This is a genomic window from Mycobacterium sp. GA-1841, from assembly GCF_001954135.1.
In the GTDB taxonomy this organism is placed as follows: domain Bacteria; phylum Actinomycetota; class Actinomycetes; order Mycobacteriales; family Mycobacteriaceae; genus Mycobacterium.
This window is the reverse complement of sequence record NZ_MBEQ01000053.1, coordinates 1-19,517: the sequence shown is the minus strand read 5'-3', so window position 1 is coordinate 19,517 and position 19,517 is coordinate 1. Positions and strand designations below refer to the sequence as shown.

18 protein-coding genes and 1 pseudogene are annotated in these 19,517 nt (G+C 66.9%); 15 read left to right on the top strand and 4 right to left on the bottom strand.

Features of this window, described 5'->3' with window-relative positions; genetic code table 11:
* Nucleotides 1–173: 173 nt before the first annotated feature.
* The 4 genes from A5740_RS12145 to A5740_RS12130 are packed head-to-tail and all read left to right on the top strand — an operon-like array spanning nt 174 to nt 4,139.
* Nucleotides 174–1,469: a class I adenylate-forming enzyme family protein gene (locus A5740_RS12145; protein ID WP_371454749.1), complete on the top strand. Its 1,296-nt coding sequence runs from the start codon at nt 174–176 to the stop codon at nt 1,467–1,469.
* Nucleotides 1,447–2,292, top strand: coding sequence for an acyl-CoA dehydrogenase family protein (locus A5740_RS12140; RefSeq protein ID WP_076194358.1), 846 nt, complete (start codon nt 1,447–1,449; stop codon nt 2,290–2,292). Before A5740_RS12145 ends, A5740_RS12140 begins: the two co-directional genes overlap by 23 nt.
* Nucleotides 2,279–3,370, top strand: a complete 1,092-nt coding sequence (locus A5740_RS12135) for an acyl-CoA dehydrogenase family protein (protein ID WP_076194356.1) — start codon at nt 2,279–2,281, stop codon at nt 3,368–3,370. Before A5740_RS12140 ends, A5740_RS12135 begins: the two co-directional genes overlap by 14 nt.
* 4 nt (nt 3,371–3,374) lie before the next feature.
* Nucleotides 3,375–4,139, top strand: a complete 765-nt coding sequence (locus A5740_RS12130) for an enoyl-CoA hydratase/isomerase family protein (protein ID WP_076194354.1) — start codon at nt 3,375–3,377, stop codon at nt 4,137–4,139.
* A gap of 75 nt (nt 4,140–4,214) precedes the next feature.
* Here A5740_RS12130 and A5740_RS12125 read toward each other — a convergent pair whose 3' ends face one another.
* Nucleotides 4,215–4,955 carry an SDR family NAD(P)-dependent oxidoreductase gene (locus A5740_RS12125; RefSeq protein ID WP_076194352.1) on the bottom strand — a complete coding sequence of 247 codons (741 nt, stop codon included), beginning with the start codon at nt 4,953–4,955 and terminating at the stop codon, nt 4,215–4,217.
* Nucleotides 4,956–4,967: 12 nt separating this feature from the next.
* Nucleotides 4,968–5,732, bottom strand: coding sequence for an SDR family NAD(P)-dependent oxidoreductase (locus A5740_RS12120; RefSeq protein WP_076194351.1), 765 nt, complete (start codon nt 5,730–5,732; stop codon nt 4,968–4,970).
* Nucleotides 5,733–5,812: 80 nt separating this feature from the next.
* On the opposite strand from A5740_RS12120, the gene A5740_RS12115 reads away from it, so the two are divergent.
* Both A5740_RS12115 and meaB read left to right on the top strand, forming a co-directional pair.
* The gene (locus A5740_RS12115) at nt 5,813–6,973 is read left to right on the top strand and encodes a thiolase family protein (RefSeq protein ID WP_076194349.1); all 1,161 of its coding nucleotides are present in this window, start codon (nt 5,813–5,815) and stop codon (nt 6,971–6,973) included.
* A gap of 11 nt (nt 6,974–6,984) precedes the next feature.
* Nucleotides 6,985–7,854 carry a methylmalonyl Co-A mutase-associated GTPase MeaB gene (gene meaB, locus A5740_RS12110; RefSeq protein WP_076194421.1) on the top strand — a complete coding sequence of 290 codons (870 nt, stop codon included), beginning with the start codon at nt 6,985–6,987 and terminating at the stop codon, nt 7,852–7,854.
* An 8-nt stretch (nt 7,855–7,862) separates the two neighbouring features.
* Here the strand turns inward: meaB and A5740_RS12105 are convergent, their stop codons facing one another.
* Nucleotides 7,863–9,476 (bottom strand): FAD-dependent oxidoreductase, encoded by a 1,614-nt coding sequence (locus tag A5740_RS12105; protein WP_076194347.1) that lies wholly within the window; start codon nt 9,474–9,476, stop codon nt 7,863–7,865.
* A 14-nt stretch (nt 9,477–9,490) separates the two neighbouring features.
* Nucleotides 9,491–10,216: an IclR family transcriptional regulator gene (locus tag A5740_RS12100; protein ID WP_076194346.1), complete on the bottom strand. Its 726-nt coding sequence runs from the start codon at nt 10,214–10,216 to the stop codon at nt 9,491–9,493.
* A gap of 130 nt (nt 10,217–10,346) precedes the next feature.
* Between A5740_RS12100 and A5740_RS12095 the strand changes: the two genes are divergently transcribed.
* The 9 genes and pseudogenes from A5740_RS12095 to A5740_RS29075 all read left to right on the top strand — a co-directional run.
* On the top strand, nt 10,347–11,258 hold the full coding sequence (locus A5740_RS12095) for an alpha/beta fold hydrolase (protein ID WP_076194344.1): 912 nt from the start codon (nt 10,347–10,349) through the stop codon (nt 11,256–11,258).
* The gene (locus A5740_RS12090) at nt 11,255–12,928 is read left to right on the top strand and encodes a bifunctional 3-(3-hydroxy-phenyl)propionate/3-hydroxycinnamic acid hydroxylase (protein ID WP_076194342.1); all 1,674 of its coding nucleotides are present in this window, start codon (nt 11,255–11,257) and stop codon (nt 12,926–12,928) included. The genes A5740_RS12095 and A5740_RS12090 overlap by 4 nt, the downstream gene beginning before the upstream one ends.
* Entirely contained in the window at nt 12,885–13,808 is a 924-nt protein-coding gene (locus A5740_RS12085; protein WP_254849159.1) for a 3-carboxyethylcatechol 2,3-dioxygenase, read from the top strand. Before A5740_RS12090 ends, A5740_RS12085 begins: the two co-directional genes overlap by 44 nt.
* Nucleotides 13,805–15,568 carry an FAD-binding protein gene (locus A5740_RS12080; RefSeq protein ID WP_076194339.1) on the top strand — a complete coding sequence of 588 codons (1,764 nt, stop codon included), beginning with the start codon at nt 13,805–13,807 and terminating at the stop codon, nt 15,566–15,568. The genes A5740_RS12085 and A5740_RS12080 overlap by 4 nt, the downstream gene beginning before the upstream one ends.
* A complete protein-coding gene (locus tag A5740_RS12075) occupies nt 15,565–16,872 on the top strand; it encodes an LLM class flavin-dependent oxidoreductase (RefSeq protein ID WP_076194337.1) in 1,308 nt (435 codons plus the stop codon). The genes A5740_RS12080 and A5740_RS12075 overlap by 4 nt, the downstream gene beginning before the upstream one ends.
* Before the next feature lies 1 nt (nt 16,873).
* Nucleotides 16,874–17,707: a coniferyl-alcohol dehydrogenase gene (locus A5740_RS12070; protein WP_076194335.1), complete on the top strand. Its 834-nt coding sequence runs from the start codon at nt 16,874–16,876 to the stop codon at nt 17,705–17,707.
* A 14-nt stretch (nt 17,708–17,721) separates the two neighbouring features.
* The gene (locus A5740_RS12065; protein WP_139335089.1) at nt 17,722–18,708 is read left to right on the top strand and encodes a cyclase family protein; all 987 of its coding nucleotides are present in this window, start codon (nt 17,722–17,724) and stop codon (nt 18,706–18,708) included.
* Nucleotides 18,709–18,714: 6 nt separating this feature from the next.
* Nucleotides 18,715–19,293 carry an NADPH-dependent FMN reductase gene (locus A5740_RS12060; protein ID WP_076194332.1) on the top strand — a complete coding sequence of 193 codons (579 nt, stop codon included), beginning with the start codon at nt 18,715–18,717 and terminating at the stop codon, nt 19,291–19,293.
* Nucleotides 19,290–19,517 (top strand): annotated as a pseudogene (locus tag A5740_RS29075) (alpha/beta hydrolase); the annotation flags it as partial. The gene A5740_RS12060 and the pseudogene A5740_RS29075, both read left to right, overlap by 4 nt.

The following is a 19,517-nucleotide window of genomic DNA, read 5'->3' as shown; positions in this document are numbered from 1 at the left end:
TCCTCTCAACCCGGCCGAGGCGCTCGCCGGGACTCACTTGGCAGTCTTCACGGAAAGGTCGGTGCGATGTGCCAGCGGGGTCGAATTCGGTGACTGTCACCGATACCGGCGCCGTGCTCGCGTTCGACGACCGCGAGTACACATTGGCCGATCTCGACGCGCTGACCAGCGGGATGGCGACCGCGCTGGAAGAACGAGGGGTGCGCGCCGGCGATCGGGTCGCGATCATGTCGTCCAACCGTCCGGAGTTCGTCGTGGCGTTGCGGGCGATCTGGGGCCTGGGGGCGACGGCCGTGCTGATCAGCCCGGCTTGGAAGGGCGCCGAGGTGGGCCATGTCCTGGCCCTCACGCAACCCGCTCACGCGGTGGGCGACCACGAGGTGCTGGCGTCGCACATGCCGATGCTGCACCTGGACGAGCCGATCACCCCGGGTCTCCGGCAGTTCGACGCACCTGATCCGGACTCCGACGCGTTGTTCGTCTTCAGCTCGGGTACCACCGGCCTGCCGAAGGCGGTCCGGCATACCCATCGTGGCTTCGCCGCGGCCATCGACCATTGGCGCGACGCCCTGGGCTTCACCCGCGACGACCGGATGCAGATCATGACGCCGCCGTCGCACATTCTCGGATTGCTCAACATCGCCATGGTGCTCGACACCGGCGCGTGGATGCGGCTACACCGCCGCTTCGACGTCGAGACCATGCTGCGGCACATCGAATCCGACCGGATCACGATCGAAATGGCCGTGGCGCCAATCGCTTTGGCGCTGGCTGGACACCCCCAGCTGGAGAACCACGACCTGTCCTCGCTGCGTTACGTGATGTGGTGTGCCACGCCGGTGACCCGCAGTGTCGCCGAGACCGTCACCGCGCGGGCCGGGGTGCGCTGGCTGACCGCATACGGCACCACCGAGCTTCCGGTGATCGCCTGTAATCCGCTGGATGACACGCGGATCGACACCGTCGGCACCCCCGTGCGGGGCGTGTGCGTCCGTATCGGCGAGAACGGTGAGATTCAGGTGCGGTCGGATTCGGTGATGGCCGGGTATCTACCGAAGGACGCGACCGCGGGGGCCGTCTGCGACGGCTGGTACCGCACCGGCGACATCGGCTACCTCGATGGCGACGGCTATCTGCACATCACCGACCGCTCCAAGGAGATGGTCAAGGTGCGCGGTTTCCAGGTCGCGCCCGCCGAAGTCGAAGCCGTGCTGCACGGGCATCCTTCGGTCGACGACTGCGCCGTGTTCGGCGTTCCCGATGCGGCTGACGGCGAGGCCGTGGTGGCCGCCGTGTCGACCAGTTCTGCCGTGTCGGCCGAAGAACTCATCGATCTGGTCGGTGAGCGGCTGGCCTCGTACAAGCGGCCCAGCCGCGTGGAGTTCGTAACCGAGATACCGCGGTTACCTTCCGGAAAGGTATTGCGACGAGTGCTGAAGGAGCGGCATGGACGTTCGTCTGACGTCTGAACAGCAGCAGCTGCGAGAGGCCGCAGCGAAACTGGCCGACGACCTCGGACCGGATGCGGTCGGGGAATTGTCGGATGAGGGCCGGATCTCCCGGCTGGAAAGCACGGTCGCCGCAACAGAATGGCGCACCTTGCGGTCCGACGGGGCCTCTGGCGTGGAAGTGGCGATCATCGCCGAGGAGTTCGCCCGCGGGTTGGTTGACGTGCCGTTCCTCGGGCCGGTGCTCGCCGACGATCTGGCCCAGCGGCTCGGTCGTGAGGTGACGGTTGGCTCGGGGCAGTCCGGCGCGGTCGAAGCCGCCACTGCCGGCGTCGATCTGACCCGTAGCACGGTGGGCGTGGTCGAGTCGCCGGCCGGACTCGCCGAACTGTCGGCCGACGATGCTTTGCGCTGGCAGGCTTTGGCGTTGGCCGCCACCAGCGCCGATCTGGTCGGGGCCGCCCGCGGCGCCCATGCGCTGGCTGTCGACTACGCGAAAGTCCGTGAGCAGTACGGCTCGACGATCGGCTCGTATCAGGCCATCGCGCACCTGCTGGCCGAGGGGCTCGCGTTGATAGAGGGGTCGATCAGCGTGCTGCGCCACGCGGCGTGGGCCGTTGACGAGCTGCCGGCCGAGGAAGCCGTGCGGGCCGGCAAGATCGCGAAGGTCTACTGCGCTCGAGCCGCGCGCACGGTGTGCGAGACCGCGATCCAGGTACACGGCGGTATCGGCAACACCTGGGAATGCCTGGCGCACGTATACCTGCGCCGGGTGCTGACCGCTACTGAACTGTGGTCCGTGAAGCTGGAGGACTTGGAGGTTACCGATCTTGGACTTTCGTGACTCAACCGAGGAAGCTGCCTTCCGGGACCGGCTGCGGTCCTGGCTGACCGACAACGTCGCGTCCTTCAAGGCCTCCGGCGACGATTACTGGACCCGGATGGGGGAGTGGCATCAAGCCCTCTATGCCGCAGGGTTTTTCGGTACCTCGTGGCCCAAGGAGTTCGGCGGCCAGGACCTGCCACCGGTCTATGACGTCATCGTCGACGAGGAGTTGGCCCGGGCCGGCGCCCCACCGCGTCCGAGCCTCGGCTACCTGGTCGTCGGCCTGGGTCACCACGGCAGCAAGGAACTGCAGCAGCGGTTCCTGCCGGGGATGATCAACGGCACCGAGCGCTGGTGCCAGGGCTTTTCGGAGCCGGGCGCGGGCTCGGATCTGGCGTCGTTGACCACAACCGCTGTCCGCGACGGCGACAACTACATCATCACCGGGCACAAGATCTGGACCAGCTACTCCGATGTGGCGGACTGGTGTCTGGTGCTGGCTCGCACCGACAAGGATGTGGCCAAGCACAAAGGCATTTCGGCGTTCATCGTGTCGATGCACCAGGACACCATCGAACAGCGGCCGCTGCAGATGATCAACGGTGTGACGACCGAGTTCGGTCAGGTGGCCTTCGACGGCGCCGTCGTGCCGGCCTCGAACATGGTCGGTGAGCCGGGCGACGGGTGGCGACTCGCCATGACCGTGGTCAGCCATGAGCGGGAACCGTCGACGCTGGGGTACTCGGCCCGTTACGGAAAGCTGGTGCGCGAGATGGCGTCCCGCGTCGGTGATGCCAAGGCGCCGGAGGACCTGGCGTGGGCCGGGGTACAAGCCGAGATGTTGCGGCTACACGTGCGCCGACGGTTGTCCGAACAGCTCGACGGCATCACCCACGGCCCGAATGGTTCGCTGGACAAGCTGCTGATGACCTGGGTCGAGCAGTCCGTCGGGCACGCTGCGCTTTCGGTGACGGGGACGACGGACCCCGAGCTGCTGGAGGCCTATCTGTACAGCCGGGCGCAGAGCGTCATGGGCGGCACGTCGCAGATCCAGAAAAACATCATCGCTTCTCGAATCCTCGGACTGGGGGTCTGACCACATGTACGGAATGCCAGACGAAATCGACGTGCAGGCCGACGGTGCCCTGCGCATCATCACGCTGAACCGCCCGGACGCGCTCAACGCGGTCAACGACAACCTGCATGTCGGGCTCGCGAAGATCTGGGAGGAGCTCAACGAGGACGCTGACGCGCGGGCCGCGGTGATCACCGGTGCCGGGCGGGCGTTCTCGGCCGGTGGCGACTTCAACTACCTCGACGAGCTGCGGCGCGACGAAGCGTTGCGGCAGAAGACGATCAAGCACGGTCGGGACCTCGTCATCGGCATGGTGCGCTGCCGCATCCCGGTGATCGCGGCGGTCAACGGTCCGGCGGTCGGGCTGGGCTGCAGCCTGGCCGCGCTGTCCGACGTCGTCTACATGGCCGAGACTGCGCACTTCGCCGATCCGCACGTGCAGATCGGCCTGGTGGCCGCCGACGGCGGTCCGCTGGTGTGGGGTTCGCAGATCAGTTTGTTGCAGGCCAAGGAATTCGCGCTGACCGGCGTGCGGATCAAAGCGCAACGGGCGCTGGAGCTCGGTCTGGCCAACCACGTCGTCGAAGACCCGCTCTCCGAGGCGATCGCCTGCGCCAAGAAACTGATCGACCTGCCCAAGCAGGCGGTCGAGGCCACCAAGCGGTTGATGAACATCCAGCTCGAGCAGCAGGTGATGGCGTCACTGGATTACGCCAACCTCGCCGAGTACGTGTCGTTCGGCACGGCTGACTTCAACCGGATCGTCGATGGCCTGATCGCCAAGAACTGATCCCCTTTCCACCGCGAGCAGACACAAAACTGCCCATTTCCGCTGGGAAATGGGCAGTTTTGCGTCTGCTCGGCGTCAGAAGGTGAGGGCCTCGGAGCGCTGGACGGTACCCGTGACGCCGCCGGCATCTTGACCGGCCAGGCGTACTGCGGCCAGCCCCATCGCTTCGGGCGGCTCGACCATCTCCGACGGGATCTGCAAACCGTTGCCGCCGGCCTGCCAGCCTTCGGTCAGCACGACGCGTGACGGGCTCAGGCAGTTGACCGCGATGTTGTCACCGCGCAGATCCGCGGCCAGGCCCAGGTAGAGACGTTCGGCGGCGGACTTGGACACCCAGTAGGCGTTCGCGCCGTGTTCGATCATGTCGACGCCGGTGGTGGTGATCGCGATGAGCGAGCCGCCGCCGCGTTTGCGTACCTCGGGGATGACGGCCTTGGTCACCAGGAACACCCCGGTCAGGTTGACGTCGAGGCACAATTGCCAGCGCTTGAGTGGTGTGTTCTCGATCGGTCCCAGCCACAGCACGCCGGCATTGGCCACCAGGATGTCGATGCCGCCGAACTCCGAAACCGCCGTGGCAACAGCCTTGTTCACCGATTGTTCGTCGGTGACGTCGCAGCTGACCGGCAGCGCGCGACCGCCCGAATCATTGATCGCCGCGGCCACCGATCCGATGGTGCCGGGCAACTTTCCGGGTTGTTCGGAACGGGCGGCCACGGCCACGGCAGCACCTTCGGCGGCCAGCGCCGCGGCGATGGTGGCGCCGATGCCGCGGCTGGCGCCCGCCACGAAGGCAACCTTTCCGGCCAGGTTCATCGCGACAGACTATTACTTCGGCGGGAAGCGCAACGCCCCGTCGAGGCGGATGATCTCACCGTTGAGGTAGTCGTTCTCGATGATGCTCTGTGCCAGCTGCGCGTACTCGGTCGAGCGGCCCATGCGCTTGGGGAACGGCACCTGCGGACCCCAGTACTGCTCCAGTTGATCGGCGGCCTTGCCGTAGGCGGGGGTGTTGATCGTGCCGGGGGCGATGGTGCACACCCGGATACCCAGCGGCGACAGATCGCGTGCGGCCACCAGCGTCATGCCGAGTACGCCACCTTTGGCGGCGGAGTAGGGCAGCTGGCCGATCTGGCCCTCGTAACCGGCGATCGAGGCCGTGTTCACGATGACGCCACGACCGCCTTCCTCCAGCGGCTCGGATTTGGCGATCGCCGCGGCCGACAACCGCATGACGTTGAACACGGCGGTCAAGTAGAACTCGATCGTCTTCTTGAAACCGTCGAGTTCCAGCGGGGATCCGTCCTTGCCGACCAACCGGCCACCGCTGGCGGGCCCACCGTGGGTGTCCACCGAGATCCTCAGGGGGCCAAGGGCTTCAGCCTCGGCGATGGCGGCGAGCACGGATTCCTCGGAGGTGGCGTCGGTGCTCACGTACCGCACGCCGAGCTCCTTCTCCAGGGCCGCGCCCTTCTCGTCGGCGAGATCCGCGACGACGACCTTCGCGCCTGCGGCCTGGAGGCGACGGACGGTTGCTTCACCCAGGCCACCCGCTCCGCCGACGACGAGCGCGGAACTACCGGCGATCTGCATATTGCTCCCCTTCTTGCAACACGGACTCTCTGGCTGAGAGAATAACATTCTCATATCGTGCAAACCAGGGAGCCAGATCAATGCCCGAAGCCGTCATCGTGTCCGCATTACGTACTCCCATCGGCACCGCCAAGAAGGGCACGCTGCGCGATACGGACGCCTACGCGCTGGCCGATCACGTGGTGCGGGCGGCGCTGGACACCATCCCCGCCGAGTTCACCGACACGATCGACGACCTCATCCTGGGTGAGGGGCTTTATGGCGGTGGCGTCATCGCCCGCCATGCGGCCATCACCGCGGGGTTGACCACGGTGCCGGGCCTGGCCAACAACCGGCACTGCGCTGCGGGGCAGGCTTCCGTGCAGAGTGCGGCCGCCGGTATCCGGGCCGGAATGGACCAGTTGGTCCTGGCCGGTGGGGTGAACTCAGCGTCTACCTCACCGCGCTTTGTCCGTGCCGCGAGCAGCGCCAAGGATGCCGAGTGGGTGAACTGGTTCCCGCCCACGCACCCGGACCGGCCGGATGCACCGAACATGGACATGTCGATCACGGTCGGCTGGAACGCGGCGGTCAAGGCCGGGGTGAGCCGTGCAGAGATGGACGAGTGGGCGTTGGGTTCACACCGGAAGGCCCTCGCGGCGATCGACGAAGGCCGGTTCAAAGAGGAGATCGTCGCGATCGAGACTCCCCATGGCCTGTTCGACACCGATGAGCACCCCCGCCGTGACACCACCTTGGAGAAACTGGCCGCGCTCAAGCCGCTGCACCCCGAGATCGAGGGATTCTCGATCACCGCGGGCAATGCATGTGGCGCGAACGACGCCGCCGCACTGCTGACCATCGCCAGCGACGAGCTGGGCCTGCCGGCCCTGGCCACCATCAGATCCTGGGCCTCGGTCGGTGTCGACCCCGCCTCCACCGGTCTGGCGCCCGTCGAAGCGATCACGAAAGCGCTTGGCCGGGCCGGGCTTTCGCTGTCGGATGTCGATCTCTTCGAGATCAACGAGGCGTTCGCCTCGATGTGCGTGGCCACCGTCAAACTGCTCGACATCGACCCCGAGATCGTCAACGTCAGCGGTAGCGGGTGTTCCCTCGGCCATCCGGTGGCGGCCACCGGTGCGCGGATGCTGGCCACCATGGTCCACGAACTGCGCCGGCGCGGTGGCGGTATCGGCGTGGCCGCTATGTGCGCCGGGGGCGGCATGGGCTCGGCGACGGTCATCGAGGTGCCTTCGTCGTAGTGTCGACCGTGATGCCGAAACACAACATCGAAGAGCTCATCACCGCCGCGCGCGGCGGGTCCCAACGCGCCGTCGGGAGATTGCTGAGCCTGGTCGAAAGCGACCGTCGCGACGAGGTTCTCGCGGTGCTGGGCTCGGCTGCTCCGCGTGTCATCGGCGTCACCGGACCGCCAGGGGCCGGCAAGTCGACGACGGTCGGGGCGCTCGTCGGGGCCTATCGCGAGCGCGGTCTGCGGGTCGCGGTGCTCGCCGTGGATCCGTCCTCGCCGTACAGCGGCGGCGCCCTGCTGGGCGATCGGATCCGGATGGCCGCCCACATCAACGACCCTGACGTGCTGATCCGGTCGGTGGCCACCCGCGGACATCTCGGTGGTCTGGCCGCGGCCGTGCCCGCGGCGATCCGCCTGCTGGCTGCGCTGTCCTATGACCTGATCGTACTGGAGACGGTGGGTGTGGGGCAGTCGGAGATCGAGATCGCCGCGATCGCCGACCCGACGGTGGTGATCCTCAACCCCGGTGCCGGTGACGCGGTGCAGGCCGCCAAGGCAGGGTTGCTGGAGGTCGCCGATCTGGTGGTGGTCAACAAGGCCGACCGAGACGGCGCCGATCAGACCGTCCGCGACTTGCGGGCCGAGGCTACGGTACCGGTGCTCAAACTCGTTGCGGCACAAGGTGAGGGCTTGACCGAGCTGGTCGAGGCCATCGACGCGCATCACCGCGCGGACACCGGGCAGCGACGCACCGCGAGGGCCCGCACCCAGATCTTGTCGCTGGCACAGACCTTGTTGCGCAACCACTCTGAGTTGGATCGGTTGGCCGCGGCCGTGGCGGACGGCAGCACCGACCCCTACACCGCTGCCGAGCAGTTGTTCGCCGACTGACCGGCGGCTCAGCCGACCGACTTGCCGGTCGCCGCGGTGTATCCGCTGCGGTAGCCGAAGACCATCGCCGGCCCCAGGGTGCCGCCGGCGCCGCCGTAGGCCTTGCCGGTCACCCCGCCCATGGCGTTGCCCGCGGCGAACAGGCCCGGTATCGGCTCGCCGTTGACGTGCAGCACGCGGCCATCCCGGTCGGTGCGCGGTCCGCCCTTGGTACCCATGGCGCCGACCTTGACCGGCACCGCGTAGTACGGTGCGGTGTCGAGCGGGCCGAGCGTCTGGCCGGCCGGTGTGGTAGCCGAATTGTCGCCCCAGTAGCCGTCATAGGCGCTGGATCCGCGCCCGAAGTCGGGGTCCACCTCGCGTGAGACATTGTCGTTCCAGCGCTGCAGCGTGGCGGCCAGGCCATCGGGGTCGATACCGGTTTTCGCGCCGAGCTCGGCGAGTGAGGCCGATTCGCAGAACCAGTCCGGTACCGCGCCACCGGGTTCCACACCGAGGAAGCCGTAGCGCTGCAGGTGCACGGAGTCGAACACGATCCAGGCCGGGTCGTTGGCATAGCCGAGTTTGGGGTCGAGGTACTGGAAGGCGCCGGCCATGGAGTTGTATTCGCCTGCCTCGTTGAGGAACCGCTTGCCGGCCCGGTTGACGATGACGCTGCGCGGCCGGGTTCGTTCCAGCCGCACGCTGCGGCTGCGGGGGTGCCCGTCGATGGTGTCGCCGGGGATCTGCACGATCGGCACCCACCACGCTTCACCCATGTTCGCCAGGTCGGCGCCGTGTGCCATGGCCATCCGCAACCCGTCACCGGTGTTGTTCGGCGGAGACACCGCGCCGCGCATGGGACCGCGCAGATAGGCCTCCACCAGGGTGGCGTCCCATTCGAAGCCGCCGGTGGCCAGTACGACGCCGCTGCGGGCGCGAACCCGGACGTCGGCACCGTCGACCGACAGGCGTACCCCGGTGATACCGGTGGCGTCACCGATCAGCTCGACCGCCCGAGACTCGGTGACCGGTTGTACGCCTCGGTCGAGCAGGCCGCGCAGCAGACCGGCGATCAGTGCGGTACCGGCCACGCAGAGGTCGGCATCGGGGTCGTCGTAGACGGCGTGGATGCGGGCGCGGGTCTCCGCGTCGATCCCGACGTTGCTGAAATCCGCTGGGAACGAGGTGATCCGGTCTTTCCAGACCCCCAGCTTGGCCTGGTCCACCGGCCCGGCGCTCAGTGAGCGACCACCACCGGGCCGCCCCCCGGGCAGTTCGGGTTTGTAGTCGGGAAAGCCCTCGGCGACGGCAAAGCGCAGTTCACTGTGTTCCTCGACGAAGTCGAGCATCACCGGACCGCTGCGCACGAAGGTGTCCACCAGGTCGGCATCCATGTAGCCCAGCGATTGGGCTTGCAGATACTCCACGGCGTCCGATACGGGCAGCGGCCCGTCGGCACTGCGGTCGTGGGCCGGGATCCACACGATGCCGCCGGACACTGCGGTGGTGCCGCCGACGGTGGGCGCCTTCTCGTAGATCGCGACGGATGCGCCGTTGACCGAAGCGGTCAACGCGGCGGTGAGGCCGGCGCCACCGCTGCCCAGTACCGCCACGTCGACCTGGTCGTCCCAATCAATCATTGGTTCAAGCCCTTTCAGTACAGGATCGCCGATAGTTCTTTTGCGGCGCGGACCACTGCGTCCTTGCCGCTGCGCACGACGTCTTCACGGTGGGAGATGAGGTTGATGCAGGTGGGCGGCGACGGCGGACGCCGCCGCACCGGTACCGCCAAGCCGTAGGTGTTCGGTTCGATCTCGCCGTGGGTGATCACCCAGCCCTGTTCACGGGTCTGGTGGACCAGTTCCCGTTCGCCGGGCCGCGGCGGCATGCTCGCCAGCAACGCCACGCCGGCCGCGCCGCGGTCGAGGGGGTGGCGGCTGCCCTCGTGGAAGGACAGTTGGTAGAACACCTGGGTCGGGACGATGACCGCGACGGCGACCTGCTGGTCACCCTCGGCCACCAGCAGCGACACCGTGCTGCCGAGCTCGTCGGCGAGCGCGCGCAGGGTCGGGACGCTGAGTTGGCGCATGTTGTTGTCGAAAGACGAGCCGAGCGCGGCCAACCCGGCGCCCGGCCGGTAGCGGCCATCCTCGCCCTTTGTCACGTAACGAAATTGGCTCAGCGTGGCGAGCAACCGGTAGGCGATCGTTCGGTGGGCCCCGACGTGGTCGGCGACCTGCTGCACGGTGAGCCCGGTCGGCGCCGCGGCGATGGCCGCCAGCGCGCTCAGGCCGCGCGCCAACGTCTGCGAACCCGGCGCCCCGGTGGGGGTGCCGTCGGTCTTCGATGGGTCCTGCGGCTGGCTTGCCTTGGCCGGCATCGCGCCCCTCCTTGACAGATAGAACCGCGAGAGTGATGCTCTGATAATAATGCACGTCGATGTGCGCTATATGAGCAAAGTGCTTACAAATTCGGAGAACATCATTCTCGCAACCTCCGGAGAGGGGATCATGACCAGCACTGCCGCCGGGCCGGCATCCGGTTCCGTTTCGGCCACCGAGCACGAGAGCGTCTGGAGCGATCTGCAGGGCGTGGCGTTCTCGCAGGGCTACCTCGATGTGGGTGGCGTTCGGACCCGTTATCTGCATGCCGGCGACTCGAAACTGCCTGTGCTGGTTCTACTGCACGGGTCGGGCGGTCATGCCGAGGCGTATGTGCGCAACCTGGAATCGCATGCCGAGCACTTCTCGACGTGGTCGATCGACATGCTCGGACACGGTTACACCGACAAGCCCGGACACCCGTTGGAGGTGGCGCACTACGTCGATCACCTGATCGGTTTTCTCGACACGATCGGTGCGCAGAGCGCCCACATCTCGGGCGAGTCGTTGGGAGGGTGGGTGGCCGCGCGGGCCGCCGCCGATCATCCCGACCGTGTCGAAAAGTTGGTGCTCAACACCGCCGGTGGTTCACAGGCCGACCCCGAGGTGATGAAACGGATCATCACGCTGTCGATGGCGGCTGCGGAGAACCCGACGTGGGACACCGTGCAGGCCCGCATCAAATGGTTGATGGCCGACAAGACAAAGGATTACGACGACATCGTGGCCAGTCGGCAGGCTGTGTACCGCCAGCCCGGCTTCGTCGCCGCGATGAGCGACATCATGGCGCTGCAGGACCCGGAGATCCGGGCCCGGAACCTGCTGGGGGAGAAGGAATACGGCTCGATCACTGCGCCCACCCTGGTGTTGTGGACCAGTGACGATCCGACCGCCGACGTCAGTGAGGGCCGCCGCATCGCTTCGATGATCCCGGGTGCCCGGTTCGAGGTGATGCCCGATTGCGGGCACTGGCCGCAGTACGAGGATCCCGAGACGTTCAACCGGTTGCATCTGGACTTCCTGCTGGGGCGCGTCTCGTGACCGACCAACAGGTCGACGTCCTCATCGTCGGGGCCGGTCCGGTCGGGCTGACCCTGGCCAACATCCTTGGCATTCAAGGTGTTCGGACTCTGGTGGTGGAGGAGCGTGACTCCCTGATCGACTACCCGCGCGGGGTCGGTCTCGACGACGAGTCGCTGCGTACCTTCCAGTCCATCGGATTGGTGGAGGCCATCCTGCCGCACACCGTGCCCAACCAGATCCTGCGGTTCTACGACGGCAATCGCCGGCTGCTGGCGGAGATGGCGCCTCCGGACGCGCGATTCGGCTGGCCCAAGCGCAACGGGTTCGTCCAACCGCTGGTCGACGCGCAACTGCTGGTCGGCCTGGACCGGTTCGAGCATGTGCAGGTGGCGTGGGGACGGCGGATGGAGTCGGCCGCCGAGACCGTCGACGGCGTGAGGGTCGAGTTCGGTCCGGACGTGCCTGCGGTGCAGGCCCGGTACGTCGTCGGGTGCGACGGCGGCCGCAGTGCCACCCGCCGCATCATGGGGGTGTCGTTCGACGGCACCACCTCGGCCACCCGCTGGGTGGTCGTCGATCTGGCCAACGACCCGCTCGGTCATCCCAACAGCGAGGTCGGTGCCGATCCCGACCGGCCGTACGCCTCCATCTCGATCGCGCACGGAATACGGCGGTTCGAGTTCATGATCCATGCTGACGAAACCGACGAGCAGGCCGAAGATCCCGCATTCGTCGCTCGTCTGTTGGCTCCGTTCGTGCCCTATCCGGACAAGGTGGACGTCATCCGCCGCCGGGTCTATACCCACCATTCCCGCATCGCCGGCAACTTCCGCAGGGGCCGGTTCCTCCTGGCCGGTGACGCGGCGCACCTGATGCCGGTGTGGCAGGGCCAGGGTTACAACAGCGGAATCCGGGATGCGGCCAATCTCGGCTGGAAGCTGGCTGCCGTGATCAACGGCCAGGCCGGTGACGCCCTGCTCGACAGCTACGACACCGAGCGGCGCAAGCACGCCCGGGCGATGATCGATCTGTCCACTTTGGTGGGTCGGGTCATCTCGCCGACCAACCGCAGAATCGCGGTATTGCGCGACAAGCTCATTCGCGGTGCCTCGGTGGTGCCGGCGCTCAAGCGATATGTGCTGGAGATGCGGTTCAAGCCCATGCCGCGGTACGACCAGGGTGCGGTCTACCACCCGACACCGCCGACGGCGGCCTCGCCCGCGGGTACGTTGTTCATCCAGCCGCGGGTGGATACCCGTGAGCAGTCCGATGTGTTGCTCGACGACGTGATCGGGCTGAACTTCGCGGTGCTGTGCTGGAACAACAATCCCCGCGCGCTACTGGGTGAGGAGACGTTCCAGCGGTGGAAAGCGTTGGGCGCGAGGTTCATCGCCGCCCGCCCGCAGACCCAGTTGTTCTGGACCGGACACGACCCCGACAGCGAGGACGTGGTCATCGTCGGCGACCGCACGGGCGCGCTCAAATCCTGGTTCGACGTGCACACCGAATCGGTACTGGTGCTGCGGCCGGACCGGTGCATCGCCGGGGCCGACATCGCCCAGCGCGCCCCTGAACTCAGTGCCGCGCTGTTCGACGTTCTGCACGTGGAGGGAGGAGTGAACGGTGCCAGTAGCCCTGTGCTGTATGTCCCACAGCCCACTGCTGAATCTTCCGGGACCGTCGGCTGACCTCCTCGATGAGATCGCAGCAGCGGTCGCCAGTGCTCGCAAGTTTGTTGCCGACTATGACCCCGAGCTGGTGGTCACCTTCTCGCCCGATCACTACAACGGGTTCTTCTACCGGCTGATGCCGCCGTTCTGCATCGGCACCGCCGCGACCGGGGTCGGCGATTACGGGACATATGAAGGCGCGCTCGACGTCGCCGGTGACATCGCCCAGCAATGCGCTGAGGCGGTGTGGGAGAGCGGGGTCGACATCGCGATCTCGACGAGCATGGATGTCGACCACGGCACCGTGCAGCCGTTGCAGGAACTGTTCGGCGCGGCGACCGCGCGCCCGATCGTGCCGATCTTCATCAACTCGGTGGCCACCCCACTCGGTCCGCTGTCGCGATCCCGCGCGCTCGGCGCAGCCGTCGGCGCCTATCTGGCCACGCTCGACAAACGGGTATTGGTACTGGGTTCCGGTGGCCTGTCGCACGATCCACCGGTGCCGACGTTAGCCACGGCGCCGCCGGCCGCGCTGGACCGCATCGTGCACGGCGTCCCGATGACCAGCGAGCAACGGATGGCCCGCCAGACCGCGGTGAGCCAGGCTGCACGCGACTTCGCCCACGGCGAGAGTTCGTTGCGGCCGCTGAACCCCGAGTGGGACCAGGGGCTGCTGGAGATCTTCGACGAAGGCCGGTTGACCGACCTGGATGGCTGGTCCAACAGCTTCATCGCCGGCGAAGGGGGCAATTCGGCCCACGAAATCCGGACCTGGGTGGCCGCCTTCGCGGCACTCGCAGCCAACGGGCCGTACCGGACCGGAAACCACTTCTACCGGGCGGCACCGGAATTGATCGCAGGATTCGCAATCAGGACGGCGGTAGGAAACGCAGGATGACCTCAGACACCAAGACGTTTGACGTAACGGTCGACGTGCTCGTCGTCGGTTCCGGAGGCGGCGGGATGACCGCCGCGCTGACCGCCGACGCGGCGGGGCTCGATACGCTCGTGGTCGAAAAGTCCTCTCACTTCGGGGGTTCCACCGCCCTGTCGGGCGGTGGGATCTGGGTGCCCGGGGCACCGTCGCAGCGTCGGGCCGGTTATGTGCCGTCCCCGGACGGGGTGTTCGACTACCTCAAGCAGATCACCGAGGGCACCGTCAGCGACGCTCGGTTACGCAAGTACGTCGAGGCCGCTCCGGAGATGATGGACTTTCTCGAGCGCAACAGCGATTGGTTCGAGTTCGTCTGGAAGCCCGGCTATGCCGACTACTATCCCGAACTGCCCGGTGGTTCCCCGCAAGGCAGCACGATCAATGTCCCGGCCATCGACCTGCGCAAGCTCGGCGAGCACGAACAGGAACTGCTCGCCCCGCTGGCCTTGGCGCCCAAGGGCATCTGGTTCGCGCCCAAGGACCTTCGGCTCTTTTACCAGGTCAGGCAGAACTGGCGCGGCAAGGCAGTGCTGCTGAAACTGATCTGGCGGATGGTGCGGGCCCGGGTGTTCGGTGACCGGATGGCGGCCATCGGCCAGTCCCTGGCGGCCCGGATGCGGCTGGCGCTCAAGCAACATGACATCCCGCTGTGGCTGGATGCCCCGATGACCTCTCTGATCACCGATCCCGACGGGGCAGTGATCGGCGCGGTCGTCGAAAAGGGCGGGCGTCCGGTCAGAGTCCGGGCCACCGGCGGTGTGATCCTGGCCTCCGGCGGCTTCGACCATGACATGGCATGGCGCAAGGAGCACCTGCCGGTGCTGGAGAAGGACTGGAGTTTCGGCAACCCGGCGGCCACCGGTGACGGTATCCGAGCCGGCGAAAAGGCCGGCGGTGCCACCGAATTGCTCGACGAGGCGTGGTGGTTCCCGGCGATCTGCTGGCCCGACGGCCGGCTGCAGTTCATGCTCAACGAGCGCATGATGCCCTCACAGTTCGTGGTCAACGGGGACGGTAAGCGGTTCATCAACGAGGCCGCCCCGTACATGGATTTTGCGCACGCCATGATCGAAGGTCAGCAATCGGGCACCACTCACATCCCGTGCTGGCTGATCACCGACATCGACTCGTTCCACCGCTACGTGGTGGCCGGGCACCTGCCCATCCCGAAGATTCCGTTCGCGCCGGTCCCCACCGGCCGCAAAGTGCCTGCGGCCTGGCTGGATTCCGGTGTCGTGGTCGAGGCGCACAGCTGGGAGGAGCTGGCCGGAAAGATCGGCGTACCGGCGCAGAATCTGCAGTCCACGGCCGAACGGTTCAACCAGTTGGCGCACGCCGGCCACGATGACGACTTCAACCGCGGCGACAGTGCGTACGACAACTATTACGGCGACCCGACTTTGCCGAATCCCAACCTGCGTCCGCTCGGCAAGCCGCCGTACTACGCGTTCCAGATCATTCTCGGCGATCTCGGTACGTCAGGCGGCCTGCGCACCGATGAGCAGGCCCGGGTACTGCGCGCCGACGAAACCGTGATCAGTGGGCTCTATGCGGTGGGCAACGTCTCGGCAGCGGTGCTGGGCCGCAGCTATGCCGGTGCCGGGGCCACGATCGGCCCGGCCATGACATTCGGGTACGTGGCAGCCCGCCACATCGCCGGTCAGACCGCCGACACCCAACACGTCCAGGACACCGTCAGCAACCCCTCAGGAGGAAACCGATGAAGATTTCGCTGTTCTACGAGTTCCCGCTGCCCCGGCCGTGGTCGGAGGACGACGAACATCAGCTGTTCCAGCACGGCCTGACCGAGGTGGAGGCTGCCGACAAGGCCGGATTCTCCACCGTCTGGCTCACCGAGCATCACTTCCTCGAGGAGTACTGCCACTCGACTGCGCCGGAGATGTTCCTGGCCGCGGCCAGCCAGCGCACCAAGGACATTCGCCTCGGTTTCGGTGTCATGCACCTGCCGCCGCCGATCAACCACCCCGCCCGCATCGCCGAGCGGGTCGCCACCCTGGACCATCTGTCCAACGGGCGCGTCGAATTCGGCACGGGGGAGGGCTCCTCGGTGGCCGAGCTGGGGGGCTTCGACATCGACCCGGCCGACAAGCGCACGATGTGGGAAGAAGCCCTTGAGGTTTCGATCCGCTGTATGACCGAGGCGCCGTTCACGGGTTTCAAGGGTGAGCATGTCGAGATGCCGGCCCGCAATGTGATCCCCAAGCCGCTGCAGAAGCCGCACCCGCCGGTCTGGGTGGCCTGCACCCGTCCGTCGTCGGTGCAGATGGCTGCGCAGAAGGCGATCGGTGCCTTGAGCTTCGCCTACACCGGGCCCGAAGCGCTCAAGGAGCGGGTCGAGGGCTACTACAAGGAATTCGAAGAGCAGGGCGCCCCCGTCACCCCGGCGATCAATCCCAACATCCTGGCCATCGGTGGTGACCTGTCGATGATGGTGGCCAAGTCCGACGACGAGGCGCTGAAGCGCCTGGGCAAGGGCGGCGGCTTCTTCTCGTTCGGGATCATGCACTACTACCTGACCGGGATGCACACCCCCGGCCGCACCAAGGTGTGGGAGCGGTACCTGGAGGCCGTCAAGGAGGATCCGACACTGGCCTACGGTCCCGGCCGCGGCGCCATCGGCTCGCCCGACACCGTGCGCGAGTTCCTGCGCGCCTATGAGGCCAGTGGGGTCGACGAGATCATCTTGCTGCTCAACCCGCGCAGCCACGAGGGCACGATGGAGTCCATCGAGATCATGGGCAAAGAGGTCCTGCCCGAGTTCATCGAGCGGGATGCAAAAGCGGTGGCGGACAAGGCCAAGCGGTTGGAGCCGGTGATCGAGAAGGTCGAATCCCGGCGCCGTCCGTCCGATGCTCCGCTGTTCGACGAGACCTACGCCTTCGGTGGCCTGCCCACCGGCCGCGACAAGTTCACCGCCGGTGAGATCCCCGAGGCGATGGCCGAGATCAACGAAGGCCGGGTCAAAGCGGCACAGGCGGAGAAGGCGTCCCGAGAATCTGCCGGCTGACGTGGCCCTGCTGAGCGAGCTGGTGCGCTACGACGGTAAACACGTTGTGGTCACCGGCTGCGGGTCGGGCATCGGCGCCGAGGTCACCCGTGCCCTGGGTCAGCTCGGCGCCCGGGTGACCGGTCTGGACCTCCGGGCTCCCGATCGCCTGCCCGATACGTTCATCGAATTGGACCTGGCCGATCCGGATTCCGTCGACCGCGCCGCCGGTGCCGTCGACGGACCGGTGGACGCACTGTTCAACGTGGCCGGGGTGTCCTCGGGTATCGGCGATCCGCTGCTGGTCGTGCGGATCAACTTCCTGGGCACCCGGCAATTCACCGTGGCCGTCGAAGACCGCATCGTCTCCGGCGGATCGATCACCTCGGTCTCCTCGCTGGCGGCCTCGGGCTACCGCGACAACCTCGCCGTCACAGCGGGCCTGGTGAAGACGGCGTCGGTCGAGGAGGGGTTGCAGTGGTGTGCCGAGCATCCCGAGGCGCTCGCCGACGGTGGCTACCGGTTGTCCAAGGAGGCGATGATCCTCTACGGGATGAGCCGCGTCAGCGCACTCGGTGCGCGGGGAATCCGGATCAACTGCACCGCGCCCGGAGTGACCGATACGCCGATTCTCGACCAGTTGCGTTCGGCCTATGGACAGCAGTACCTCGATTCCTTCACCACCCCGCTCGGCCGTAATTCCGAAGCGGCCGAGCAGGCGTCGCTGCTGGTCTTTTTGGGCAGCGCGGCAGCCAGTTACGTGACCGGGCAGGTGATCTGGGCCGATGGCGGCATTCTGGCCCAACGGCAGGCCGATCTGTTCAATGCTGTAGTCGACACCGAGCAGAGGAGCTGAACGTGGCCGGGACCATGAGCGACTTCCGCAAGATCGCCGATGATGTGCGCAACTGGGGCCGCTGGGGTTCCGACGACGAACTCGGGACGCTGAACCTGATCACCGCGGACAAGGTCGCCGAGGGGGCGTCACTGGTCAAGCAGGGAAAGGTCTTCGCGCTCGGCGGTGACTTCAGCTCGGCCGGGCCGCAGGGGGCGTTCCAGTTCCGGCAGAACCCGACGCATGTGATGACGGTCGACGGCGGGGACGCCAACACGTTGGCGCAGTACGGCCCGCAGTGGCTGCGCAATTCGGTGGCCCATCAGGTCAGCGAGTTCTTCGTGGACAACCCGTTTCGGTTCAACGACGACATGATCGTGATGCCGCTGCAGGCCGCCACGCAGTGGGATGCGCTGTCGCACGTCTATTACGAGGACAAGCTCTACAACGGTTTCCCGGCCGATTCGGTGACCAGCTTCGGGGCCTTCCACTGCGGCATCGACAAGGTGGACGGCAAGGGCATCACCTCCCGCGGCGTGCTGCTGGATGTGGTCCGTCACCGCGGCGCCGAACAGTTCCTGGAACCGGGCAACCCGATCACCCCGGGCGAGCTCGACGACGTGGCGAAGGCGCAGGGGGTGAACATCACCGCGGGTGACATCGTGGTGGTGCATACCGGTTGGTGGACAAGGTTTCTGACGAGCGGGGACGGCACCGAGCCGGGGTCCGGGCTGGACTGGCACTGTGCGTCGTGGCTGCACGACCATCAGGTGGCCGCCGTGGCCGCCGACAATCTGATGGTCGAGGATCCCGACCCGGGCAACGGGGTCGAGGGCACATTCCTGCCGATGCACATGCTCTGCCTGCGGGACATGGGCCTGATGCTCGGCGAATACTGGGATCTCGGTGCCCTGGCGGCTGACTGTGCGGCCGACGGGGTGTATGAGTTCCAGCTCGTCGCCCCGCCGCTGCGGGTCACCGGAGCAGTGGGCTCGCCGGTGAATCCCATTGCGATCAAATGAGGAAGTATGACGTCAACTGACAAAGTGCCCTTCGTCGTCGGGCTCGGCGGCACCCTGCGTGCGAATTCGTCGACCGAGCGGGCCGTGCGGTACTGCCTGGAATCAGTGCAGCGGCAAGGTGGTCGGACCCGGATGTTCGCCGGGCCCGACCTCGACCTGCCGATGTATGCACCGCATTCGTTGGAGCGCACGCCGGCCGCACTCGAATTCGTCTCCGCGCTGCGCGACGCCGACGCGGTGGTGGTCGGCTCGCCCGGCTATCACGGCGCCATCTCCGGTCTGGTGAAAAACGCGCTGGACTACATCGAGGACCTGCGGGAGGATCCGCGGGTCTATCTGGACAACACGCCCTGGGGGTGTATCAGTTGCGCGTATGGCTGGCAGGCGGCGGTGGGCACGCTGGGACAGTTGCGCTCCATCGGCCATGCGCTTCGGGCCTGGCCCACCCCGCTGGGCGTGGCGATCAACTCCGCCGACCAGATCTGGGACGAGTCGGGCGCATTGGCCGACGGGCCGGTGCGCAGCCAACTCGACATGTTGGCCACACAGTTGCTGACGTTCGGGCGGTCGGGAGCGGCGCAGTGACGGCTGCCCGTGCGTTCACCCGCAAGACCATTGACGTCGACGGTCTCACCACCAGCTACCTCGAAGCCGGGCACGGTGACCCTGTCGTCCTCCTACATGGTGGCGAGTTCGGCGCCGGCGCCCCCACCGGGGGGGGGGGGGGGGGGGCGCCCCAAAACCGGGGGGGGGCCCGGGGAATTTTTGGGTGGGGGTGTGTGGCAACGTGGTGGCATTTAAACAACGGC